The organism is Novosphingobium decolorationis (assembly GCF_018417475.1).
Taxonomy (GTDB): Bacteria; Pseudomonadota; Alphaproteobacteria; order Sphingomonadales; family Sphingomonadaceae; genus Novosphingobium; species Novosphingobium decolorationis.
The window spans coordinates 3,268,263-3,289,541 of record NZ_CP054856.1 but is presented as its reverse complement, the minus strand read 5'-3'; the positions used below and the strand labels follow the sequence as shown (position 1 = coordinate 3,289,541).

The window sequence follows — 21,279 nt, the reverse complement described above, 5'->3', positions numbered from 1 at the left end:
AAAACTGTTCAAGTCCGCGCGCTTTCCGGACATTGCCCTTCCGTGCCCGGCTCGATCCGCAGCGAGGCCGCGCGCGCGAACAGGTCGAGGATGATGGGATCGCGCTCCTGCGCACGAATGGCTGCCTCGAAGTGGACGACGTGCTCCGGGCGCGGGAGGAACTCGGCCAGTTCTCCGCGCGCAAGCTGGCTGCGGATCATCGTCTCGGGCAGGACCGCCGCCCCCCTCCCCTGCGCGACGATCTCGATCAGCATGCGCACATTGTTGCAGGTGTGGAGCGTGGGACGGCTGCGTCCCGCCGCCTCGAGCGTGGCCAGGGTCACCCGGTGAAGGGGCGAATGGTCGGGCAGCGACCAGATCGGCAGGTCGGGCGTCTCGGGCCCGGCGCGCGCCACTTCAGGGCTCGCCGCCCAGACCAGCGCCACCGAACCGATCGGCGCGGTGCGGATAGCCGGGCTGGCAATGGGCCCGGCCAGAAACACGATGTCGCGCGTGCCGCCCAGAAGCTGCTGCATGAGCCGCGCGGTCAGGTCGAGCTCGATCTCCATGGTGACGCCCGGGCGCTCGCGCTCGATCGCCTGGACCCAGGCGGGCAGGCAGCTCGCCGCCGCGATCTCGCCCGATCCGATCCGCACCGCGCCTGCTGCCCCGGCAAAATCGCTGGCTTCGAGGAGTGCCTTTTCCAGATCGTGGCACAAGGGCTCGCACTGCTGAATCAGGCGCCGGCCACGCGTGGTGAGAACCATCCGGCGTCCCTCGCGTTGGAACAGCGAGAGGCCCAGTTGCTCCTCGATCTCGCGCACGCGCGCCGAGATCGCGGGCTGGGTGGTGTTGAGACGCTGGGCGGCCGCGGCGAACGTACCCAGCCGATCAATCCACATCAGCGTTTCGAGGTGAAAGAGCGCGATCCGTTTCATAACCAATGCATATCATAATCCATAAAAATTAATCGCTATTTGTGATGCGAAGGGCGCGGTAGGCTCCCGCCCGGAAGTTGGAGAAGGAATTCCATGAAAAAGCTCTACCCCAGCGCGGAGGCCGCGCTTGATGGCCTGCTGTCGGACGGCATGCTGATCGCCAGCGGCGGCTTCGGTCTTTGCGGCATCCCCGAGCGCCTGCTCGACGCCATTCGCGATTCGGGTGTGAAGGACCTCACCTTCGCGTCGAACAACGCGGGCATCGACAACGAAGGCATCGGCAAGCTGCTGCGCACCAAGCAGGTCAAGAAGATGATCTCGTCCTATGTGGGCGAGAACAAGGAGTTCGAACGCCAGTTTCTCTCCGGCGAGCTGGAAGTGGAGTTCTGCCCCCAGGGCACCTTGGCCGAGCGCATGCGCGCCGGCGGCGCCGGGATCCCCGGCTTCTACACCAAGACCGGCGTCGGCACACAGGTTGCCGAGGGCAAGGAAGTCAAGGAATTCGGCGGGCAGGAATACATCCTGGAGGAAGGCATCTTTGCCGATCTCGCCGTGGTCAAGGCGTGGAAGGCGGATGAAAGCGGCAACGTGGTCTTCCGCAAGACCGCACGCAACTTCAACGTGCCCGCGGCCACCTGCGGCAAGGTCTGCGTGGTCGAAGTGGAAGAGATCGTGCCGACCGGCTCGCTCGATCCGGACCACATCCACCTGCCCGGCGTCTACGTGCAGCGCCTCGTGCTCGGCGCGCCCTACGACAAGAAGATCGAATTTGTGACGACCCGCGAAAGGGAGGCCGCCTGATGCCCTGGAACCGTAACGAGATGGCCGCGCGCGCGGCCAAGGAACTGGAAGACGGCTTCTACGTGAACCTCGGGATCGGCATTCCCACGCTCGTCGCCAATTACGTGCCCGAGGGCATGACGGTGACGCTGCAGTCGGAGAACGGGATGCTGGGCATCGGCCCCTTCCCCTATGCCGGTGAAGAAGATCCCGACCTCATCAACGCGGGCAAGCAGACCGTCAGCGAACTTGCGCAAACGGCCTACTTCGACAGCTCGACGAGCTTTGGCATGATCCGCGGCGGGCACATCAACCTTGCCGTTCTGGGCGCGATGGAAGTGGCCGAGAACGGCGACATCGCCAACTGGATGATCCCGGGCAAGATGATCAAGGGCATGGGCGGCGCGATGGATCTCGTCGCGGGCGTGCAGAAGATCATCGTCGTCATGGAGCACTGCGCGAAATCCGGCGATTCCAAGTTCATCCCCGAATGCACCCTTCCGCTGACCGGCAAGAACGTGGTCGACATGATCGTCACCGACCTGGCCGTGTTCCAGCGCCCGGACCACGACAGCCCGTTCCAGCTGGTGGAACTCGCGCCGGGCGTCACGGCCGAGGAAGTGGCCGAAAAGACCTCGGCGAAGTACGAAGTCGCACTCTGATCGAGCGCGCGAATGGACGCGCGGCCTCCAGAGCCGCGCCGTCCAGGCACGTGTCAGGGCGTCAGCAACGAAGGGCCAGTCCCTCGTTGCGGCGCCCCAGCGCAATCCTGCGGTTTATTCCGCATGGCGAATCGGCCAGCCCGGCGACCTTGCCGCCTGCTCTGGCGTCCCTACATCGGGAGAATGCCTGAACAGGCGTGACGCACAAACCGGAGTTGCCCGAACATGACCGATATCGCCACCATTCCCCTGACCCGGATCGACGGCACGCCGGACACCCTGGGCGCCCATCAAGGCAAGGTGCTGCTTATCGTCAACGTCGCCTCCAAGTGCGGCCTGACCCCGCAGTACGAGGGCCTTGAAGAACTGTTCCAGCAGTACAAGGACAAGGGCCTGGAGATCCTGGGCTTTCCGGCCAACGACTTTGGCGCGCAGGAGCCCGGCAGCCACGAGGAAATCGCCGAGTTCTGCAAGCTGAACTACGGCGTCTCCTTCCCGCTCTTTGCCAAGGCCGACGTGACCGGCGCCGACATGCAGCCGCTCTACAAGGAACTGACGCAGGCGCATCCGACCAAACAGGGTCCGGCCGAGGAATTCCGCGAACGCCTGCGCGGCTTTGGCCGTACCCCCACCGAAGACCCGGACGTGCTGTGGAACTTCGAGAAATTCCTTGTTTCCAAGGACGGCAAGGTCGTGGACCGCTTTGCGCCGGGTGTCGCGCCCAAGGACCCCGCGCTGGTTGCGGCGATCGAGGCGGAATTGGCGAAGTAGGAAGATTCAAGGGGCCATCGCCCCTTGACCCCAAAATGGGCGACCTCACCGTTCTCGTCCAAGTTGGCGCATGAAAGGTGAGGTGGACAGTTCGGGGAGCCCGAGGGCGATGGCCCTCGGATTCTCCCTTTTCTTCGCTTAGTGCGCCGCGCCCCAGCTCGGACCCGAGCCGATCTCCACGCCCAGCGGCACGGTCAGTTCCACGGCCGGACCTGCGGCTTCGGCCATGACCTTCTCGATGACCTTCGAGGCAGCTTCGACGTCGCCTTCGGGCAGTTCGAAGACGAGTTCGTCGTGCACCTGCAGCAGCATGCGCACATGGCCAAGGCCCGCGTCTTCCAGTGCCGGGGTCATGCGCGCCATGGCGCGCTTGATGATGTCGGCGCAGGTGCCCTGGATCGGCGCGTTGATCGCGGCGCGCTCGGAGCCCTGGCGCTCGTTCCCGTTCTTGGAGATGATGCGCGGGAACCAGGTCTTGCGAGCAAAGAGCGTCTCGGAATAACCCCGCCCGCGCACGCCTTCCAGCGTCGAGACGATGTACTTCTGGATGCCCGGGAATCGCTCGAAATAGCGGTCGATCATCGCCTGAGCCTCATCGGCATCGGTGCCCAGACGCCCAGCGAGGCCCCAGCGCGAGATGCCGTAGAGGATGGCGAAGTTGATCGTCTTGGCCCGCCCACGCGTCTCGCGGGTGACTTCCCCGAACAGCTCGGTCGCGGTGCGCGCGTGGATGTCCTCGCCCTTCTCGAAGGCTTCCTTCAGGCTGGGAACGTCGGCCATGTGCGCGGCAAGACGCAGCTCGATCTGCGAATAGTCGGCCGCGAGGAGGACATTGCCCTCCTCGGCGACGAAGCAATCGCGGATCTGACGGCCAATCTCGGTGCGGATCGGGATGTTCTGCAGGTTCGGATCGGTCGAGGACAGGCGTCCCGTCTGCGCGCCGACAAGGCTGTAGCTGGTGTGGACGCGGCCCGTCTTCGGGTTGATTGCGGCCTGCAGCGCCTCGGTGTAGGTCGAGCGCAGCTTGGAAAGCTGGCGCCATTCCAGCACCTTGGTCGCGACTTCCGCGCCTTCTTCGGCGAGGCGTTCGAGCACCGACTGGTCGGTCGAGTACTGGCCCGACTTGCCCTTCTTGCCGCCCTTGTAGCCCAGCTTGTCGAACAGGATCTCGCCCAGCTGCTTGGGGCTGCCGATGGTGAATTCCTGGCCCGCTGCCTCGTGGATTTCCTTTTCCAGCGCACCGATGGTCTCGGCGAACTGGGCCGAGAGCCCGGCCAGCTTCTCACGGTCAACCTTGATCCCGTGGCGCTCCATCTGGGCGACCACCGGGATCAGCGGGCGATCCACCTTTTCGTAGATGCGCGTGCCGCCTTCCTCGGAAAGGCGCGGCTTCAGCAGGCTGTGGAGGCGCCAGGTCACGTCCGCGTCCTCGGCGGCGTAATGAGTCGCCTTGTCGAGCGGGACCTCGCCGAAGGGGATCGCCTTCTTGCCCGTGCCGCACACGTCCTTGAAGGCCATCGGCGTGTGGCCGAGGTGGCGCTGCGAAAGCTCGTCCATCCCGTGGCCACCGCCCACGCCGTCGGTGCCCCGCCCGGCATCGAGGCAGAAGCTCTCGATCATGGTGTCATCGATGGGCGCGACCATGATCCCATAGCGGGCGAGCACGTTGATGTCGTACTTGATGTTCTGGCCGATCTTGAGGACCGCATCGTCCTCCAGCAGCGGCTTGAGGAGCGCGATGGCGGTGTCCATGTCCACCTGCGGCGGCTTCTCGGCGAACATGTCGCTGCCGCCGTGGCCAAGCGGGATGTAGCAGGCCTCGTTGGGCCCGATGGCCAGGCTCACGCCGACAAGGTCAGCCTGCATCGCCTCCAGCGCCGAGGTCTCGGTGTCCACCGCCAGGATATGCGCGGCCTGCGCCTTCTGCACCCAGGCTTCGAGCGCCTCTTGCGTCTGAACGCATTCGTAGGCCGCGTAGTCCACCGCAGGCATCTCGGGCAGCGACTGGCGCGCAGCGCCCTCGGCCGGCCCGGCCCCGGCATTCTGCGCCTTGGCCGGATTGAGATCGGTCGCCTTGGAGGGGCTGCCGTTGCCGGTCTCGAGACGCTTCAGGAGGCTGGTGAAGCCATGCTTGCCGAGGAACTCGGCGAGCGGCTCGGGCGGGATGCTATTGAGCTTCACCTCGTCGAGCGCCATCGGCAGCGCGCAGTCTTCCTTGAGCGCGACAAGAACACGGCTGAGGCGGGCCTGCTCGGCCTGCTCGATCAACCGCTCCTTGAGCTTGGACTTCTTCATGTCCGGCGCAGCAGCCAGCACGCTTTCCAGGTCGCCATGCTCCTGGATGAGCTTGGTCGCGGTCTTGGGGCCGACTCCGAAGACACCCGGCACGTTGTCGACCGCATCGCCCATGAGCGCGAGCACGTCGCCCACCTTGTCGGGGGTGACGCCGAACTTCTCCTCGACCTCGGGTATGTCGATGCGCAGGCTCTTCATCGTGTCGAGCATGTCGACCTTGCCGCCGCCTTCGGGGCAGGTGCCGACCAGCTGCATGAGGTCCTTGTCCGAAGACACGATGGTGACGTCCCAGCCCTCCCGCGCCGCGGCGCGCGCGTAGGAGGCGATGAGGTCGTCCGCCTCGTAGCCCTGCTCTTCGATGCACGGCAGCGAGAAGGCGCGCGTTGCATCGCGGATCAACGGGAACTGGGGCACCAGATCCTCGGGCGGCGGGGGACGGTTGGCCTTGTAGTCCTCGTAGATGTCGTTGCGGAACGACTTGCTTCCCGCATCGAGGATCACCGCCATGTGCGTGGGCCCCTCGGCCTTGTCGAGGTCCTCGGCCAGCTTCCACAGCATCGTGGTGTAGCCGTAGACCGCGCCCACGGGCGTGCCTTCCGGGTTCGTGAGCGGGGGAAGACGGTGGTAGGCACGGAAGATGTAGGCCGAACCGTCGACGAGGTAGAGATGCTGCTTTGGCTCCATGTACAGGGCTCTAGCAGCGCTTTGCCCGAAGGTCAGCAGGCAGCCGCGCTGGGCCGTGCAAAAGCCTCCGCTCCGCGCCCCACACGCGGCTCCCCGACAAAATCCTTCGCCCTGTCGCGGGAACCTTTGCTCTATGCACATGTTGCTTGTCGAGTGCTTGAACGGGGCGCCCGTGACTTCTAGCGAACGGACGAAGTCGTCTCATGAAGGCTTAGGAACACGCTGTAACGGCGTGCCGGATACCGGAAGTAACAAAGAGGGAATACTGAGAGATGCGCAAGATTCTGATTGCCACCACCACTGCCATTGCCGCGCTTTCGCTGGCCGCCTGCTCGGAGCAGACCGAGGACGCCACCGAAGCGGCCGCCTCGTCGGCGGCCGACGACATGGGCTCCTACGCCGATCAGGCCGGTGAAGAGATGGACGCGATGGGCGATTCGATGGAAGGCGCCGCCAACGACGCGGGCGCAGCCATGGACGAGGCCGGTGACGATGTCGAAGACGCAGCCGCCAATGCCGCCTCGGACGCCGAAGCCGCGGCCAATGACGCCGCCAACGAGATGGCCGACCACACCGACGGCGATCCCAGCACCAACTGATCGCGACAGGGCCCAGCGGCCCTGCGGCCACTCGGCACGTTACGAAACGGGCGTTCGGAGAGATCCGGGCGCCCGTTTTCGTTTAACGGCAAAGGTCAGAGCGGAGGGTGCTGGAAGGAACTGGATTTCAAGGGGTCATCACCCCTTGACCCCAAAATCGGCAACCGCACCACTCTCAGCCCCCGGCAGCGCATGAAGGGTGAGCGAGACATTGTGGGGAGCCCGAGGGCGAGGGCCCTCGGACTTGCTTGTTTTGACTGCTTGGTTTTTTGACTGGGGCTGCAAGCCCACAAATCAGCGCGAGGCGACGGCGCGTGCGCCGCGGGCCTCGGTCAGGTAGCCGTTGTAGACGGTGCGCGCGATGCTCGCGATGCGGGCCTCGCGGTTAGGTCGGCTGCCCTGCCCGGTGACGTAGATGGCAACGGCGAAGACATCGCCGTTGGGCGTCTCGACAATGCCCACGTCGCTCGACGTGTTGTGGAGCGAGCCGGTCTTGTGGTGGATCATCGCGCCATCGGGAATGCCGGCGGGAATGCGGCGACGGCCGGTCACGCAGCGGCCCATGATCGCGATCAGGGTGTCGCGGCTGCGCTTGCTCAGCCACTGCCCTTCGTAGAGCCCGCGCAGAAGCGTCACCATCGCCATCGGAGTTGCGCTGTCGCGCTTGTCGATCACGTTGGCCGGATCGAGCGCGCCATCGTCGCGTACGAGCGTCGCGATATCGCGATCGAGGTGCCAGTCCTCGATGCCCGCCCGACGCACCCAGGCGTTGACCGCATCGGGCCCGCCTACCACGCGCAGAAGACCGTCGGTCGCGTAGTTGTTCGAGCGCGTCAGCATGAGTTCGAGCAGCTTGGCGGCGGTCAGGTACTGGCCTTCGCGAACCGGCGCGACAGCCGAGGAGAAGGGCTTGGAAGAGACCGGGATCAGCATCGGAAACTCGCTGGTGAGCGTCCACTTGCCCTTGTCCACGCCTTCCAGGAACGTCGCCGCAATGGCGATCTTGCTGGTGCTGGCCATCGGAAAGCGCTGGTCGCCCAGCACATCAAGCGTGCGGCCCGTGCGCAGATCCACGGCGGCCACGCCAATGCGCCCGTTCGAGGCTTCGGCGGCGGCGGCCAGCTGGCGCTCGAACATCGTCGAGTAGACCGGCGGCCCGCGCATCTCGGTGCCGAACAGCGAATCGAACGAAGTCTGGACGGTCCCGACATTGTCGGCGTGCGCGGGCGCCAGAGGCACCACGCTGGCCACGGCCAACGCCGCGAACGAAAGAAGTCGCCCCGTGCCCAAGCGGCACTGCGAAAGGAGTTTGCCTGCCCTGATCATGCGAAACCCATCCTAGTCGTAACCACCTGATGACAGGTTAACACAGGTTCGACCAAACGCCACGAGCGCTCGACGAAGCGCATGGGGCGTGCGAGCAATTGCGCGTTTGTGAAGTTTCGTGTCGCCTTGTGGTCGCAAACGACCCCTTCCACGCCGCAAATGCGCAGTCGCGCGATTCGCATGCATCGACTGCACGCCACATGGGCGTCGGACGAAGCAAGAAGGAGATAGCCGAAGGCCATCGCCCTCGGGCTCCCCATAGTGTCGACGTAACCTTACACACGCTGCGGGGGCCGAGAGAGGTGAGGTCGCCGATTCCGGGGTCAAGGGGCGATGGCCCCTTGAAAGGATCTTTCTTCCCGATTGCCGGCTCTTCGCTCACTCCAACATGACGCGAACCCGGCACAACGAAAAGGGCCGGGAAGATCGCTCTTCCCGGCCCCTTCGTGTTCAGCGCGTAGCTGGGACAGGTCGGCTTAGAAGCCGCCCATGCCGCCCATGCCACCCATGCCGCCCATGCCGCCCATGTCGGGCATGCCACCGGCAGCCTTGTCCTCCGGAGCGTCGCAGATCGCGGCTTCGGTGGTGATCAGCAGGCCAGCGACCGAAGCGGCGTCCTGCAGCGCGGTGCGAACGACCTTGGTCGGGTCGATGACGCCGGCAGCCACGAGGTTCTCGTAGACGTCGGTGGCGGCGTTGAAGCCCTGGGTCTCGTCGTCTTCACGCAGCAGGTTGCCAGTGACAACCGCGCCGTCGAAGCCAGCGTTGGTTGCGATCTGGCGAGCCGGAGCCATGATCGACTGACGCACGATGTCGACACCGCGGGTCTGGTCGTCGTTCTCGCCCTTGAGGCCTTCGAGAGCCTTGGTGGCGTAGAGAAGAGCGGTACCGCCGCCGGGGACGATGCCTTCTTCCACGGCTGCGCGGGTCGCGTGCAGCGCGTCGTCGACGCGGTCCTTGCGCTCCTTCACTTCGACTTCCGAAGCACCGCCGACCTTGATGACAGCGACGCCGCCAGCCAGCTTTGCAAGGCGCTCCTGGAGCTTCTCACGGTCGTAGTCCGAGGTGGTGATCTCGATCTGCGAGCGGATCTGCTCGACGCGTGCCTTGATCTCTTCGGCCGAACCCGCACCATCGACGATGGTGGTGTTGTCCTTGTCGATCGTGACGGTCTTGGCTTCGCCAAGCATCGCGAGGGTGACGTTCTCGAGCTTGATGCCGAGGTCTTCCGAGACCATTTCGCCGGCGGTCAGCGTCGCGATGTCGCCGAGCATGGCCTTGCGGCGATCGCCGAAGCCCGGAGCCTTGACGGCTGCGACCTTGAGGCCGCCGCGCAGCTTGTTGACGACGAGCGTGGCAAGCGCCTCACCCTCGATGTCCTCGGCGATGATCAGGAGCGGACGGCCCGACTGAACAACGGCTTCGAGGATCGGCAGGATCGACTGCAGGTTCGACAGCTTCTTCTCGTGGATGAGAATGTAGGGGTTGTCGAGCTCGACCGTCATCTTCTCGGGGTTGGTGACGAAGTACGGCGAGAGGTAGCCGCGGTCGAACTGCATGCCTTCAACGACATCGAGTTCGAAGTCGAGGCCCTTGGCCTCTTCCACGGTGATCACGCCTTCCTTGCCGACCTTTTCCATGGCTTCAGCGATCTTCTCGCCGACTTCCTTGTCGCCATTGGCCGAGATCACGCCGACCTGCGCCACTTCGGAGTGACCGGTGACGTCGCGCGAACGGCTCTTGAGGTTCTCGACGACCTTGCCGACCGCGAGGTCGATGCCGCGCTTGAGGTCCATCGGGTTCATGCCCGCGGCGACCGACTTCATGCCTTCGCGCACGATGGCCTGTGCCAGAACGGTGGCGGTGGTGGTGCCGTCGCCAGCCGCGTCGTTGGCCTTCGAGGCCACTTCGCGGATCATCTGGGCGCCCATGTTCTCGAACTTGTCCTTGAGTTCGATTTCCTTGGCGACCGAAACACCGTCCTTGGTGATGCGGGGCGCGCCGAAGCTCTTCTCGATGACGACGTTGCGGCCCTTGGGGCCCAGCGTCACCTTGACGGCGTTGGCGAGGGTGTCGACACCGGCGAGGATGCGCTCACGGGCGTCGCGCGAGAACTTTACGTCCTTGGCTGCCATTTTGGTATTCCTTTCAGGATATCAGGTAGAAGAAGAAAGCGGTGCTCAGCCGATGACGCCGAGGATGTCGCTTTCCTTCATGATGAGCAGGTCTTCACCGTCGACCTTGACCTCGGTGCCCGACCACTTGCCGAAGAGCACGCGGTCACCGACGGCGACGTCGAGCGCGACGAGCTGGCCGTCGACGACGGCGCCCTTGCCGACCGAGACGATTTCGCCTTCAGCGGGCTTTTCCTTGGCGCTGTCGGGGATGATGATGCCACCGGCCGTCTTTTCTTCGGCCTCGACGCGGCGCACGAGAACACGGTCGTGCAGCGGACGGAAAGTCATGGGAGTCTCCCTTAAGTCCTATGAACAGGCAAAAACTGGTTTTGGCACTCTCAGACAGAGAGTGCCAACGCGGCCGGATATGGTCACAGGCCCAGTTGGCGTCAAGCAGGTGGGAGGCAATTTTTTTGAAGACCGGCACGCGTCGCACGCGCGGTACCCGGGCATCGCCCGGGACTCCATCATGGAAACACGCGTGTGTTACCGTGCGATGGCACCTAGCAGTCCGAAGCGCCCGCGCCAATGCCAGCGCGCCATGAGCAGAGCCGCCGCCACGCTCAATCCCACGGCAAGACCGATCCAGATGCCCACGCCCTCGAACGGAGTGAACAGGCCCAGCGCCGCCGAGACGGCGAAACCGGCCGCCCAATAACTTACCACCGCGATGCCCATGGGCACGCGCGTGTCCTGGATGCCGCGCAAGGCGCCCGCGGCCACCGCCTGGAGCGCGTCGGTGAACTGGAAGGCCGCCGCGACCACCAGATAGCGCAGGGCAAAGCCGACCATGATCGCGTTGGCCGGATCGTTCACATCGACATAGGCGCTCAGGACAAGGCGCGGGAAGATAAGGATGATGCCCGAGGTTACCGCCGCGAAGACAAGGCACACGAGCAGCGCCGCGCGACCTGCCGCCGCGACGCCTGCGACATTCGCCGCGCCGTAGTGGTAGCCCACACGGATCGTTGCGGCCTGCCCGATGCCGAAGGGGACCTGGAAGGCAATCGCCGCGATCTGCAAGGCAACCGTGTGCCCGGCCAGCTGCGCCTCGCCAACAAGCCCCATGAGGAAGGCCGCCCCGCTGAACAGCCCGCCCTCGGCAATGAGCGTGCCCGAGATCGGCAGCCCCAGCGTCAGCATCTGGCCCAGGCGCGGCCATTCCGAACGCCACCAGCGCCCGAAGATGTGAAAGCGCCGCAAGCGGCGGTTGCGCCGGATTGCGACGGCATAGGCGAGGACGGTGAAGCTTGCCGTGATGATGCTGGCCAGCGCAGCGCCAGTCAGCCCCAGCGCGGGCATGCCGAAATGGCCGAATACCAGCGCATAGTCGCCCACGATGTTGACGAGGATCGAGGCCGCGGTGATCGCGGTCGCAAAGTACGGGCGCCCGAGCGCGGAAACGAAGGTGCGCAGGACATTGGCCACGCCCATCGGCAGAATGCCCACCGAGAGCAGGGCGAGGAAATCGCCGCCAAGCCGGGCGAGCGCCGGGTCCTGCCCCGTTGCCAGCATGAATTCCTCGGCGAACTGGCAGATCACGATGCACACGAGGCCCAGGATCACCGCCAGCCACAAGGCCATGCGGGTGGTCCGGCGCACCTCGCGCACTGCGTTCTCCCGGCGCCCGAGTTCGGCCGCGATAAGCGGCGCGCAGGCCGAAGTCAGCCCGTTCACGCCCATCATCAGGACCGCGATCATCGCAACGGCCAGACTGGACGCGGCCAGCGCCTGCTGCCCAAGTCGCGCCACGAACATGACGTCGGTGGCAAAGATCGCCATCTGCAACAGGTTGGCGAGCGCCAGCGGCCCGGCCAGAGCCAGGGTCCTGCCGAGTTCGGCGCGAAAGTCGGGGGAGCCAATGCTGCGAGCCATGATGGATCGGGGCCCTACGCGGGGCGCGCGGCAAGCGAAAGCAAAAACGCATCCGTGCGCGATGGCGTGACAGGTCTGGGGGCAGGACGGCCACACGAAGAAGGAAGAAGAATATACAAGGGGCCATCGCCCCTTGACCCCAGACTCGGCCACCTCACCGTGCTCAGCCCAGGCCGCGTACTGAAGGTGAGGTGGGCAGTTTGGGGAGCCCGAGGGCGATGGCACTGGGAAATCGTCCTTCCCCCCTTCTGTTGCCACGACATACAATATCCTTGCCCCACAGTGCCTCCCCGTCCTAGGTCGGCCCCGGTTTGAGGAGAAAAGGACCCCCGATGAAGCTCACGTCCCTGATTTGCGCCAGCCCGCTCGTCCTGCTTGCCGCCTGCGGTGACTCGGGCTCGCAGGAAGACAGCGCGGCACCGGCTGCCGACGCGGCCGGTGAGAGTGCGCCTGCGGCCGAAGCGGCACCCGCTGCGCCTGCCGCGGCCTCCGCAGCCCCTGCCGCGTTCCAGATCTGCAAGACCTGCCATGCCGTCGAGCCTGGCCAGAACCGCGTGGGCCCCACCCTGCACGGCATCGTCGGCAGTACGGCGGGCGAGGTCGAGGGCTACAACTTCAGCCCCGCGCTCAAGGATTCGGGGATCGTGTGGACCCCCGAAGCACTCGACGAATGGCTGCAGGGCCCGATGAAGATGGTCCCGGGCACCAAGATGGTGCAGATGGTTCCCGACGCGGGTAAGCGCCAGGAAATTATCCAGTACCTCGAAACGCTGAAGTAAGCCGCGCGGCGCAGCACGCACGCAAGAAGGGCCGCCTCCCATCGGAGCGCGGCCCTTCTTGCTCTCGCCTTACCGGTGCCACGCACACGAAAAAGGGCGCCCCCGCAAGGGAGCGCCCTTTCGAATTTTCGCCTCCGGTCCGAAGACCTGGAGAAACGAAGATTACTTGAGCTCGACGGTGCCGCCGGCTGCTTCGATCTTCGCCTTGAGCTCTTCGGCTTCAGCCTTCGAAGCGCCTTCCTTGACGGGCTTCGGAGCGCCTTCGACGAGAGCCTTTGCTTCAGCAAGGCCGAGACCGGTGATGGCGCGGACTTCCTTGATGACCTGGATCTTCTTGCCACCGTCGCCGGTGAGGATCACGTCGAATTCGGTCTGCTCTTCAGCAGCGGCAGCTTCGCCACCAGCAGCAGCCGGGCCAGCAACGGCAACGGCAGCAGCGGCGGAAACGCCCCATGCTTCTTCGAGAGCCTTGGCGAGGTCAGCGGCCTCGAGGACGGTCAGCTGCGACAGTTCTTCAACAAGCTTGGCGATATCGGCCATAGTATTCACTCCTGATCTGTGGTCCCGCCGGGGACTTAGGCCGCCGGACGGGATAAATCGTTATTTCGAAACGTGTTACCGAGACTAAGCTCAGGCAGCGTCCTTCTCGGCGTAGGCGTTGAAGACGCGAGCCAGCTTGGCCGCCGGAGCGGTCGAGAGCTGGGCAATCTTCGTGGCCGGAGCCTGGACGAGGCCGATGAGCTTGGCGCGCAGTTCGTCGAGCGAGGGCATCGTGGCGAGCGCCTTGATACCTTCTGCATCCAGAACATTTGCGCCCATCGCGCCGCCGACGATCTCGATCTTGTCGGTCGTCTTGGCGAAGTCGACGACGGCCTTGGCAGCTGCGACGGGGTCCACCGAAGTGGCGATGGCCGTCGGGCCGACAAGGAAGTCACCGATACCGACATAGTCGGTGTCCGCGATGGCGATCTTGGCAAGACGGTTCTTGGCAACCTTGTAGGTCGCACCCGCTTCGCGAATCTTCGCGCGCAGCTCGGAGGACTGTGCCACCGAGAGGCCGAGGTTGCGGGTGACAACCACCACGCCGACCTCGTTGAAGACCGCATTGAGCTGGGCGACCGAATCGGCTTTCTGCGAACGATCCATGCCTTACTCCTTCACATATGACCGCTTGGCATTCCCGAAGGAGCGCCGCACGGCCGGCTACATTTGCGTGCCCGTGCACGACGCACGAGCCCATGGACACTGTCGCGCCATGGCAAAGACCGTACGATGGGGAAGGAGTTTTTCGCGCCGAAGCGCGAGATGGACACCATGCTCGAAAGAGCGAAGGGCCGTGGAAATTTCCTGTTCCCCGCCTAGGCTGCAGATTAAGGGGGAAGCCCCCCGGCAGCTGTCTCGGACGGTGAGCAACGCAGAATCATCTGCGCCGTTCGAGGGCGCCTTTGCCCCGCGTGCCGGAAAAAGTCAACATGGAAGCACGCCCGGGGCGCCCCACGCACCTCTACGTAGGAGGGCGGCAAGAAAGCGCTAGAACTCGCCATGGCAGAACGGGCCGGATACCATTTCCGCCCTTCTCACCGCTGCGAGCCTGACCCAACGATGGAAATACTGCCGATCTCCACCGCGCTGGTTCCCGCCCCCGTGCGGGCCCGCGCCCGCGCCGGGTTTGCCGATGCGACGCCGCGCCTCGAGAGGATCGACCAGGCAGGAGCCCCATCGTCTGCCCCCCGCATCGGCGCGGCCAAGGCCGCCGAGCGCGCGCCGCGCTTCCAGTTCTCTGAAAGCGCCCGCGACGTGCTGCAGATGGAGCGCTGGCACCGCGAATGGGCCGAGGCCCGCCATTCGCTGGTGAGCGAGGCCTATACCGCGCTGCACCGGAAACGAGCCGGGGCCCTCTTCGATATGGCCGCCTGAAAAGACACGCCGGACCGAAGGGGCCCCGTAAACCGCACGGCCCAAGGGCCGTGCGCATCAGGCAAGCGGAGAACCGCCCCGTCTAGTCGTCCGCTTCCTCACCGGCATAGGCGAGGAGGTCGCCGGGCTGGCATTCAAGTACCCGGCAGATCGCTTCCAGTGTCGAGAACCGGATCGCCTTGGCCTTGCCGGTCTTGAGGATCGAAAGGTTGGCAAGGGTAATGCCGATGGCTTCGGCAAGCTGGGTCAGCGTCATGCGCCGGGCATGCAGAATATCGTCAAGCTTCACCACGATGCGGCCTCCTTCGGTTTGCGCGTCCTCGCCCATCACACGGTCCCTTCGAGTTCTTCGCGCATCTCGGCGCCCTTGCGGAACACGCGGGCCAGGATGAACAGCACCAGCATCAAGAGGATGCCGTTGCCATCAAAGCCGCTATCGACGTTGAGCCCGGTCTCCGTCTCGTTCACTTCGGTGACATTGTGAATCCAGGTCGCCAGGCCTGCGAGCGGCAGGGCAACCACCTGGATCGCCAGCGACAGCCAGGCCATGATCGTCATGCGCGTCGCGTTCACCGGCACAAAGGGATCGCCTTCGCCCACCGTGTCGATGATCCGCTTGAGCAGCCAGAGCATCGCCGCGATCATCGCCAGCAGGACAATCACGAGCACCAGCACGCCGATCAGCGCGAGCCGCACCTCGGTAAAGTCGAAGTTCGCCTGCGAGGATGCGAACTCCGCCGCAATTTCCTGCGTGAAGAAGACCATGCCAACGCAACCTGCCGAGGCGGCCAGCACGCCGAGCGCGAGACCCGCCAGCAGGACATAGAGAATGATCTTCGCGGCCAGCAGCAGCGGGTCGCGAACGGCGCGGGTTGCAAGGTTCATTGTCGCCTCTCCTCTGCCTGATCGGCGCTTACATCAGCACCGGGGTCGGCGCGTAGGCGACAAGGACCTGCGTGGGCGCGGGCTGGGTCACGGCAGTGACTCCGGCGCTCACCTCCGCAGCATGGGCCGCCTGGGGCGCGGTCAGCGTAGGCAGCCAGATCAGGGCGGTGAGGACCGCAGCCATGGCCGCGGCGACAGGCCGGGCAACGATTTGGGGGGCGGGTTCGTCAGCGTGGAAGGTCATTGCTCGTTCTCCGATATGCTTGATATCGATATTCAATAACCCCGATTCGCCTTATCGTCAAACAATAATATCGAAAAACGATACGCGGCTGATTGAATTGCGGAAAATCGAGCGCCCTCCACCTTGCGAACTCCACACACATCCGCCCCGCACACGAAAATGGGGGCGACTCCATGCGGGAGTCGCCCCCAAGGCTCGATCCGGCGATGAGGGATGCCGGGGGACTGCCGGGCTCTGATCGGCTCAGGGAGGGTATACGGGGTGGACGACCCGATCACCGGTCCGGCTATATTATATCTGGTCAGGTGCCCTTGCGGACATGCTCCTTTCGCACCCGGGAAGCGCCGTCGCGGCGCCGGGCCCGGACAATGGCCAGGCCCGAGACGGAAAAGGCGGCAAGCAAGCCCACGAGGCCGGCAAGGGACAACTTGCCAAGCCGCGCGTCCTGCGCGCCCTCGCCAGGTTGCGGATCGGCCATGGCGAGCGCGCGGCCGCGAGCGGAGGGGAGATCGCCCGCGGCCAGGGCGCCGTCCGCCGCCGTTCCTGGCGATATTGCACTGGGCACATGCACCGGCTCGCCGCGGGTAGGGGCCGCGGCAAGCGGCGTTGCAAGACCGGCCACCCCCAGCGCGATGAGCGCAAGAAGCGGTCCGGCCTTGCGGCTGCGATGGGTCGCGTATGAGGGGCTCGTCATCTGCATGCCCCTCACAACGCCCCGCCCCCTGCCCGGTTTTCCGCACGAGCCGATTTTCCGCCCAAACGTGAGCGGGGACGGGACGAATGGAGCCACCACCCCGCCTGCAAACGAATGCCACCCTCTCCTCCGCCCGCCCGTCACCCGTTTGACACCGATGGGGCCGGGTTCTATAGGAACGCCAACGCCCCATCGCTTCGAGCAAGGCGTGCCCATGCGCGGGGGCACACCAAGGAAGGAAGCGGTAGAGGGTTCATCCGACGTATCAGGCTGCTGGCCGCAACGGGCTCCCGCAAGGGTTTCCGCGCGTGCAAGGCGGCCTTTTGGCGTTTGATGGCCTGTCCGCAAGACAGGTATTTCGTCCACGCGTGACGATGTTTTCCCGGGCCCTTCGCCTCGTTGCGAATCGGCCCTGACCAGAAGCGAAGAGGCAAGACCAGCTCATGGCCACCCAGCCCATCGATACGGCGAAGCGCTCCGTCAAGAAGCGCATCCGCAAGATCTTCGGCGACGCCCACGAAGTCATCCAGATGCCGAACCTCATCGAGGTCCAGCGCGAGAGCTACGAACAGTTCCTGCGCTCGAACCCGGAGACCGGCTATGTCTCGGGCCTGGAAAAGACGCTGCGCTCGGTCTTCCCGATCCGCGACTTCGCCGGCACCAGCGAGCTCGACTTCGTCCACTACGAGCTGGAAGAGCCCAAGTACGACGTGACCGAATGCCGCCAGCGCGGCATCACCTACGCAGCCCCGATGAAGGTGACGCTGCGCCTGATCGTCTTTGAAGTCGACGCCGAGACGGAAACCCGCTCGGTCCTCGATATCAAGGAGCAGGACGTCTACATGGGCGACATGCCGCTCATGACCGAGAACGGCACCTTCTTCATCAACGGCACCGAGCGCGTGATCGTGTCGCAGATGCACCGTTCGCCGGGTGTCCTGTTCGACCACGACCGCGGCAAGACGCACTCCTCGGGCAAGTACCTCTTCGCCGCCCGCGTGATCCCGTACCGCGGTTCCTGGCTCGACTTCGAGTTCGACGCCAAGGACATCGTCAACGTGCGTATCGACCGCAAGCGCAAGCTGCCGGTCACCGCGCTGCTCTACGCGCTGGGCCTCGATTCCGAAGCGATCCTCGATCACTTCTACGAAACCGTCACCTGGAAGCGCGGTGATGGCGGCTGGCGCCTGCCCTACAACGCCGAGACCTGGCGCGGCGTGAAGCCCGCCTTCGACATCGTCGATGCGAACTCGGGCGAAGTCGTCTTCCCGGCCGGCACCAAGATCTCCCCGCGCGCTGCCAACAAGGCGGGCAAGGATGGCCTGGAAGCCCTCCTCATCCCGACCGAGGAAATCTTCGGGCGCTACATCGCCGAGGACATGATCGACGAGTCCACCGGCCGCATCTACATCGAGGCCGGTGACGAAGTCAGCCCTGAGAACCTCGAAGTTCTCGACGCGGCAGGCATCGACCAGCTCAACCTGCTTGACATCGACGATTCGAACGCCGGTCCCTGGATGCGCAACACGCTCAAGGCCGACAAGGCCGAGAACCGCGACATGGGTCTGGAAGCGATCTACAAGGTCATGCGTCCGGGCGAACCGCCGACGAAGGAAACCGCCGAAGCGCTGTTCGAAGGCCTGTTCTTCGACGCCGACCGCTACGACCTCTCGGCCGTGGGCCGAGTCAAGCTCAACATGCGTCTGGGCCTCGATGCCGAGGACACCGTCACCACGCTGCGCACCGAGGACATCCTCGCCGTGGTCAAGGAACTGGTGAACCTCAAGGACGGCAAGGGCGACATCGACGACATCGACAACCTCGGCAACCGCCGTGTGCGTTCGGTCGGCGAGCTGCTCGAGAACCAGTACCGCGTCGGCCTGCTGCGCATGGAGCGTGCGGTCAAGGAACGCATGAGCTCGGTCGACGTCTCGACCGTGATGCCCAACGACCTCATCAACGCCAAGCCCGCCGTGGCCGCGGTGCGTGAGTTCTTCGGCTCCTCGCAGCTCTCGCAGTTCATGGACCAGACCAACCCGCTCTCGGAAGTCACCCACAAGCGCCGCGTGTCGGCGCTCGGGCCGGGCGGTCTTACCCGTGAGCGCGCGGGCTTCGAAGTGCGCGACGTTCACCCGACCCACTACGGTCGTATCTGCCCGATTGAGACGCCGGAAGGCCCGAACATCGGCCTGATCAACTCGCTCTCGACTTTCGCGCGCGTCAACAAGTACGGTTTCATCGAAACCCCGTACCGCCGCGTCATCGACGGCAAGGTCACCGGCGACGTGATCTACCTCTCCGCAATGGAGGAGCAGAAGCACACCGTCGCACAGGCCTCGGCCGCCCTCAACGAGGACGGTTCCTTCGTCGAGGACCTCATCTCGGCCCGCCAGGAAGGCGAGTTCGTGATGAGCCCGTCGGACCAGGTCACGCTGATGGACGTCAGCCCCAAGCAGCTCGTCTCGGTCGCAGCCTCGCTCATTCCGTTCCTGGAAAAGGACGACGCCAACCGCGCGCTCATGGGCTCGAACATGCAGCGTCAGGCCGTGCCGCTCGTCAAGGCCGATGCGCCTTACGTGGGCACCGGCATGGAAGCGACCGTCGCGCGCGACTCGGGTGCCGCCATTTCGGCGCTGCGTCCGGGCGTGGTCGACCAGGTCGACGCCACCCGTATCGTCATCCGCGCCGTGGGTGAGGTCGAGGCCGGCAAGTCGGGCGTCGACATCTACCGCCTCCAGAAGTTCGAGCGCTCGAACCAGTCGACCTGCATCAACCAGCGTCCGCTGGTGAAGGTGGGCGAATACGTGCAGGCTGGCGACATCATCGCCGACGGCCCGTCGACCGAGCTGGGCGAACTGGCCCTGGGCCGCAACGTGCTCGTCGCGTTCATGCCCTGGAACGGCTACAACTACGAGGACTCCATCCTCATCTCCGAGCGGATCGTGAAGGACGACGTCTTCACCTCGATCCACATCGACGAGTTCGAGGTCATGGCCCGCGACACCAAGCTGGGTCCGGAAGACATCACCCGCGACATTCCCAACGTCGGCGAGGAAGCCCTGCGCAACCTCGACGAGGCGGGCATCGTCTACATCGGTGCCGAAGTGCACCCGGGTGACATCCTCGTCGGCAAGATCACCCCGAAGGGCGAAAGCCCGATGACGCCGGAAGAAAAGCTCCTGCGCGCCATCTTCGGTGAAAAGGCCTCCGACGTTCGCGACACCTCGCTGCGCCTGCCGCCGGGCGTGTCGGGCACGATTGTCGACGTGCGCGTCTTCAACCGTCACGGCATCGAGATCGACGACCGTACCCGCGCCATCCAGAACGAGGAAATCGAACGCCTCGCCAAGGACCGTGAGGACGAACGCGCCATTCTCAACCGCGCCACCTACAACCGCCTGCAGGACATGCTGCTCGGCCAGGTCGCGGCGTCGGCACCCAAGGGTGTCAAGAAGGGCGTGGAGATCACCGAGGAGGTCCTCGCCGAGGCCGAGAAGCACGAGTGGTGGAAGTTCGCCGTCGCGGACGACCACATGCAGACGCAGCTCGAGGCGGTGAAGGCCCAGTACGACGAGACCGTCAAGGCGATCCAGGAGAAGTTCGAGGACCGCAAGGAGAAGCTCGAGCGCGGTGACGAACTCGCTCCGGGCGTACTCAAGATGGTCAAGGTCTTCGTGGCCGTGAAGCGCAAGCTTCAGCCGGGCGACAAGATGGCCGGCCGTCACGGTAACAAGGGTATCATCAGCCGCATTCTTCCCCAGGAAGACATGCCCTTCCTCGAAGACGGCACCCCTGTCGACTTCGTGATGAACCCGCTCGGCGTGCCTTCGCGCATGAACGTCGGCCAGATCTTCGAGACCCACCTTGGCTGGGCGGCCCGTAACCTGGGCCGTCAGATCGGCGAGGCGCTCGATGCCTGGAAGGCGGCCAATCCGAACCCCGAGGCGGGTGAAGCGCCCGAAGCGGTCAAGGAGAAGCTGCGCTCGATCTACGGCGACAACTACGCCGAGGACCTGAACACCCGCACCCCCGAACAGCTCGTCGAGCTGGCCGAGAACGTGCGCGGCGGCGTCCCCATGGGCACTCCGGTGTTCGACGGCGCGGTCCAGCAGGACGTGGTCGACATGCTGACCCTCGCCGGGCTCGACACCTCGGGCCAGAGCGTCCTGATGGACGGTCGTACCGGTGAAGCCTTCAGCCGCAAGGTCACGGTGGGCATGAAGTACATCCTCAAGCTGCACCACCTTGTCGACGACAAGATCCACGCCCGTTCGATCGGCCCCTACAGCCTCGTCACCCAGCAGCCGCTGGGCGGTAAGGCCCAGTTCGGTGGCCAGCGCTTCGGTGAGATGGAGGTCTGGGCTCTCCAGGCCTACGGTGCAGCCTACACGCTGCAGGAAATGCTCACCGTCAAGTCGGACGACGTGGTTGGCCGTACCAAGGTCTACGAAGCGATCGTCAAGGGCGACGACACCTTCGAGGCGGGCATCCCCGAGAGCTTCAACGTTCTCGTCAAGGAAATGCGCAGCCTCGGCCTCAACGTCGAGCTCTCCTCGCTCGACGACGAGGACGACACCGACGCGCTGCCCGAGGCGGCGGAATAACGGGACCAAGGGGGCGGGCCTTCACCGGCCTGCCCCTCCTCCCCCGCCCGCCTTACGAATTTACCCCCAG

At 65.0% G+C, this 21,279-nt stretch carries 19 protein-coding genes; 7 read left to right on the top strand and 12 right to left on the bottom strand.

The window, feature by feature from the left end; all coding sequences use genetic code 11:
- Positions 1–8: 8 nt before the first annotated feature.
- On the bottom strand, positions 9–917 hold the full coding sequence (locus HT578_RS15260) for a LysR family transcriptional regulator (protein ID WP_213500518.1): 909 nt from the start codon (positions 915–917) through the stop codon (positions 9–11).
- A 93-nt stretch (positions 918–1,010) separates the two neighbouring features.
- Here HT578_RS15260 and HT578_RS15255 point away from each other — a divergent pair, with 93 nt between their 5' ends.
- From HT578_RS15255 to HT578_RS15245, 3 genes are all read left to right on the top strand, one after another.
- Positions 1,011–1,718, top strand: a complete 708-nt coding sequence (locus HT578_RS15255; protein WP_213500516.1) for a CoA transferase subunit A — start codon at positions 1,011–1,013, stop codon at positions 1,716–1,718.
- Positions 1,718–2,359, top strand: a complete 642-nt coding sequence (locus tag HT578_RS15250) for a CoA transferase subunit B (RefSeq protein WP_039389238.1) — start codon at positions 1,718–1,720, stop codon at positions 2,357–2,359. Before HT578_RS15255 ends, HT578_RS15250 begins: the two co-directional genes overlap by 1 nt.
- 225 nt (positions 2,360–2,584) lie before the next feature.
- Entirely contained in the window at positions 2,585–3,130 is a 546-nt protein-coding gene (locus HT578_RS15245) for a glutathione peroxidase (protein WP_213500514.1), read from the top strand.
- A 138-nt stretch (positions 3,131–3,268) separates the two neighbouring features.
- Here HT578_RS15245 and polA read toward each other — a convergent pair whose 3' ends face one another.
- Positions 3,269–6,109 (bottom strand): DNA polymerase I, encoded by a 2,841-nt coding sequence (gene polA / locus HT578_RS15240; protein ID WP_213500512.1) that lies wholly within the window; start codon positions 6,107–6,109, stop codon positions 3,269–3,271.
- A 272-nt stretch (positions 6,110–6,381) separates the two neighbouring features.
- Between polA and HT578_RS15235 the strand changes: the two genes are divergently transcribed.
- Positions 6,382–6,708 (top strand): hypothetical protein, encoded by a 327-nt coding sequence (locus HT578_RS15235; RefSeq protein WP_039389244.1) that lies wholly within the window; start codon positions 6,382–6,384, stop codon positions 6,706–6,708.
- A gap of 294 nt (positions 6,709–7,002) precedes the next feature.
- On the opposite strand, the gene HT578_RS15230 is transcribed toward HT578_RS15235, so the two are convergent.
- From HT578_RS15230 to HT578_RS15215, 4 genes are all read right to left on the bottom strand, one after another.
- Positions 7,003–8,034 (bottom strand): serine hydrolase, encoded by a 1,032-nt coding sequence (locus HT578_RS15230; protein WP_084591958.1) that lies wholly within the window; start codon positions 8,032–8,034, stop codon positions 7,003–7,005.
- 476 nt (positions 8,035–8,510) lie between these two features.
- A complete protein-coding gene (groL, locus tag HT578_RS15225; protein WP_039389246.1) occupies positions 8,511–10,169 on the bottom strand; it encodes a chaperonin GroEL in 1,659 nt (552 codons plus the stop codon).
- 45 nt (positions 10,170–10,214) lie between these two features.
- Entirely contained in the window at positions 10,215–10,499 is a 285-nt protein-coding gene (locus HT578_RS15220) for a co-chaperone GroES (protein ID WP_213500510.1), read from the bottom strand.
- A 198-nt stretch (positions 10,500–10,697) separates the two neighbouring features.
- The gene (locus HT578_RS15215) at positions 10,698–12,086 is read right to left on the bottom strand and encodes an MATE family efflux transporter (protein ID WP_213500508.1); all 1,389 of its coding nucleotides are present in this window, start codon (positions 12,084–12,086) and stop codon (positions 10,698–10,700) included.
- A gap of 332 nt (positions 12,087–12,418) precedes the next feature.
- On the opposite strand from HT578_RS15215, the gene HT578_RS15210 reads away from it, so the two are divergent.
- The gene (locus HT578_RS15210; protein WP_213500506.1) at positions 12,419–12,865 is read left to right on the top strand and encodes a c-type cytochrome; all 447 of its coding nucleotides are present in this window, start codon (positions 12,419–12,421) and stop codon (positions 12,863–12,865) included.
- Positions 12,866–13,027: 162 nt separating this feature from the next.
- On the opposite strand, the gene rplL is transcribed toward HT578_RS15210, so the two are convergent.
- Together rplL and rplJ are read right to left on the bottom strand one after the other, a co-directional pair.
- On the bottom strand, positions 13,028–13,405 hold the full coding sequence (gene rplL / locus HT578_RS15205) for a 50S ribosomal protein L7/L12 (protein WP_039389254.1): 378 nt from the start codon (positions 13,403–13,405) through the stop codon (positions 13,028–13,030).
- Positions 13,406–13,495: 90 nt separating this feature from the next.
- Entirely contained in the window at positions 13,496–14,011 is a 516-nt protein-coding gene (gene rplJ / locus HT578_RS15200; protein ID WP_213500504.1) for a 50S ribosomal protein L10, read from the bottom strand.
- Positions 14,012–14,467: 456 nt separating this feature from the next.
- On the opposite strand from rplJ, the gene HT578_RS15195 reads away from it, so the two are divergent.
- On the top strand, positions 14,468–14,782 hold the full coding sequence (locus HT578_RS15195; protein ID WP_213500502.1) for a hypothetical protein: 315 nt from the start codon (positions 14,468–14,470) through the stop codon (positions 14,780–14,782).
- 82 nt (positions 14,783–14,864) lie between these two features.
- On the opposite strand, the gene HT578_RS15190 is transcribed toward HT578_RS15195, so the two are convergent.
- From HT578_RS15190 to HT578_RS15175, 4 genes are all read right to left on the bottom strand, one after another.
- The gene (locus tag HT578_RS15190) at positions 14,865–15,110 is read right to left on the bottom strand and encodes a helix-turn-helix domain-containing protein (RefSeq protein ID WP_039389259.1); all 246 of its coding nucleotides are present in this window, start codon (positions 15,108–15,110) and stop codon (positions 14,865–14,867) included.
- The gene (locus HT578_RS15185; protein ID WP_213500500.1) at positions 15,110–15,667 is read right to left on the bottom strand and encodes a DUF2975 domain-containing protein; all 558 of its coding nucleotides are present in this window, start codon (positions 15,665–15,667) and stop codon (positions 15,110–15,112) included. The genes HT578_RS15190 and HT578_RS15185 overlap by 1 nt, the downstream gene beginning before the upstream one ends.
- Positions 15,668–15,695: 28 nt before the next feature.
- A complete protein-coding gene (locus tag HT578_RS15180; protein WP_039389262.1) occupies positions 15,696–15,911 on the bottom strand; it encodes a hypothetical protein in 216 nt (71 codons plus the stop codon).
- Between the two features lie 301 nt (positions 15,912–16,212).
- On the bottom strand, positions 16,213–16,605 hold the full coding sequence (locus HT578_RS15175; protein ID WP_213500498.1) for a hypothetical protein: 393 nt from the start codon (positions 16,603–16,605) through the stop codon (positions 16,213–16,215).
- A gap of 443 nt (positions 16,606–17,048) precedes the next feature.
- On the opposite strand from HT578_RS15175, the gene rpoB reads away from it, so the two are divergent.
- Positions 17,049–21,209 (top strand): DNA-directed RNA polymerase subunit beta, encoded by a 4,161-nt coding sequence (gene rpoB, locus HT578_RS15170; protein WP_213500496.1) that lies wholly within the window; start codon positions 17,049–17,051, stop codon positions 21,207–21,209.
- Positions 21,210–21,279 lie beyond the last annotated feature (70 nt).

Bases quoted from the DNA above. Each gene is read 5' to 3' on its own strand.
- groL (WP_039389246.1), bottom strand. From the start codon at position 10,169: ATGGCAGCCAAGGACGTAAAGTTCTCGCGCGACGCCCGTGAGCGCATC.
- HT578_RS15185 (WP_213500500.1), bottom strand. From the start codon at position 15,667: ATGAACCTTGCAACCCGCGCCGTTCGCGACCCGCTGCTGCTGGCCGCG.
- HT578_RS15215 (WP_213500508.1), bottom strand. From the start codon at position 12,086: ATGGCTCGCAGCATTGGCTCCCCCGACTTTCGCGCCGAACTCGGCAGG.
- polA (WP_213500512.1), bottom strand. From the start codon at position 6,109: ATGGAGCCAAAGCAGCATCTCTACCTCGTCGACGGTTCGGCCTACATC.
- rplJ (WP_213500504.1), bottom strand. From the start codon at position 14,011: ATGGATCGTTCGCAGAAAGCCGATTCGGTCGCCCAGCTCAATGCGGTC.
- HT578_RS15230 (WP_084591958.1), bottom strand. From the start codon at position 8,034: ATGATCAGGGCAGGCAAACTCCTTTCGCAGTGCCGCTTGGGCACGGGG.
- HT578_RS15180 (WP_039389262.1), bottom strand. From the start codon at position 15,911: ATGACCTTCCACGCTGACGAACCCGCCCCCCAAATCGTTGCCCGGCCT.
- HT578_RS15245 (WP_213500514.1), top strand. From the start codon at position 2,585: ATGACCGATATCGCCACCATTCCCCTGACCCGGATCGACGGCACGCCG.
- HT578_RS15235 (WP_039389244.1), top strand. From the start codon at position 6,382: ATGCGCAAGATTCTGATTGCCACCACCACTGCCATTGCCGCGCTTTCG.
- HT578_RS15190 (WP_039389259.1), bottom strand. From the start codon at position 15,110: ATGGGCGAGGACGCGCAAACCGAAGGAGGCCGCATCGTGGTGAAGCTT.
- HT578_RS15175 (WP_213500498.1), bottom strand. From the start codon at position 16,605: ATGACGAGCCCCTCATACGCGACCCATCGCAGCCGCAAGGCCGGACCG.
- rplL (WP_039389254.1), bottom strand. From the start codon at position 13,405: ATGGCCGATATCGCCAAGCTTGTTGAAGAACTGTCGCAGCTGACCGTC.
- HT578_RS15195 (WP_213500502.1), top strand. From the start codon at position 14,468: ATGGAAATACTGCCGATCTCCACCGCGCTGGTTCCCGCCCCCGTGCGG.
- HT578_RS15250 (WP_039389238.1), top strand. From the start codon at position 1,718: ATGCCCTGGAACCGTAACGAGATGGCCGCGCGCGCGGCCAAGGAACTG.
- HT578_RS15255 (WP_213500516.1), top strand. From the start codon at position 1,011: ATGAAAAAGCTCTACCCCAGCGCGGAGGCCGCGCTTGATGGCCTGCTG.
- rpoB (WP_213500496.1), top strand. From the start codon at position 17,049: ATGGCCACCCAGCCCATCGATACGGCGAAGCGCTCCGTCAAGAAGCGC.
- HT578_RS15210 (WP_213500506.1), top strand. From the start codon at position 12,419: ATGAAGCTCACGTCCCTGATTTGCGCCAGCCCGCTCGTCCTGCTTGCC.
- HT578_RS15260 (WP_213500518.1), bottom strand. From the start codon at position 917: ATGAAACGGATCGCGCTCTTTCACCTCGAAACGCTGATGTGGATTGAT.
- HT578_RS15220 (WP_213500510.1), bottom strand. From the start codon at position 10,499: ATGACTTTCCGTCCGCTGCACGACCGTGTTCTCGTGCGCCGCGTCGAG.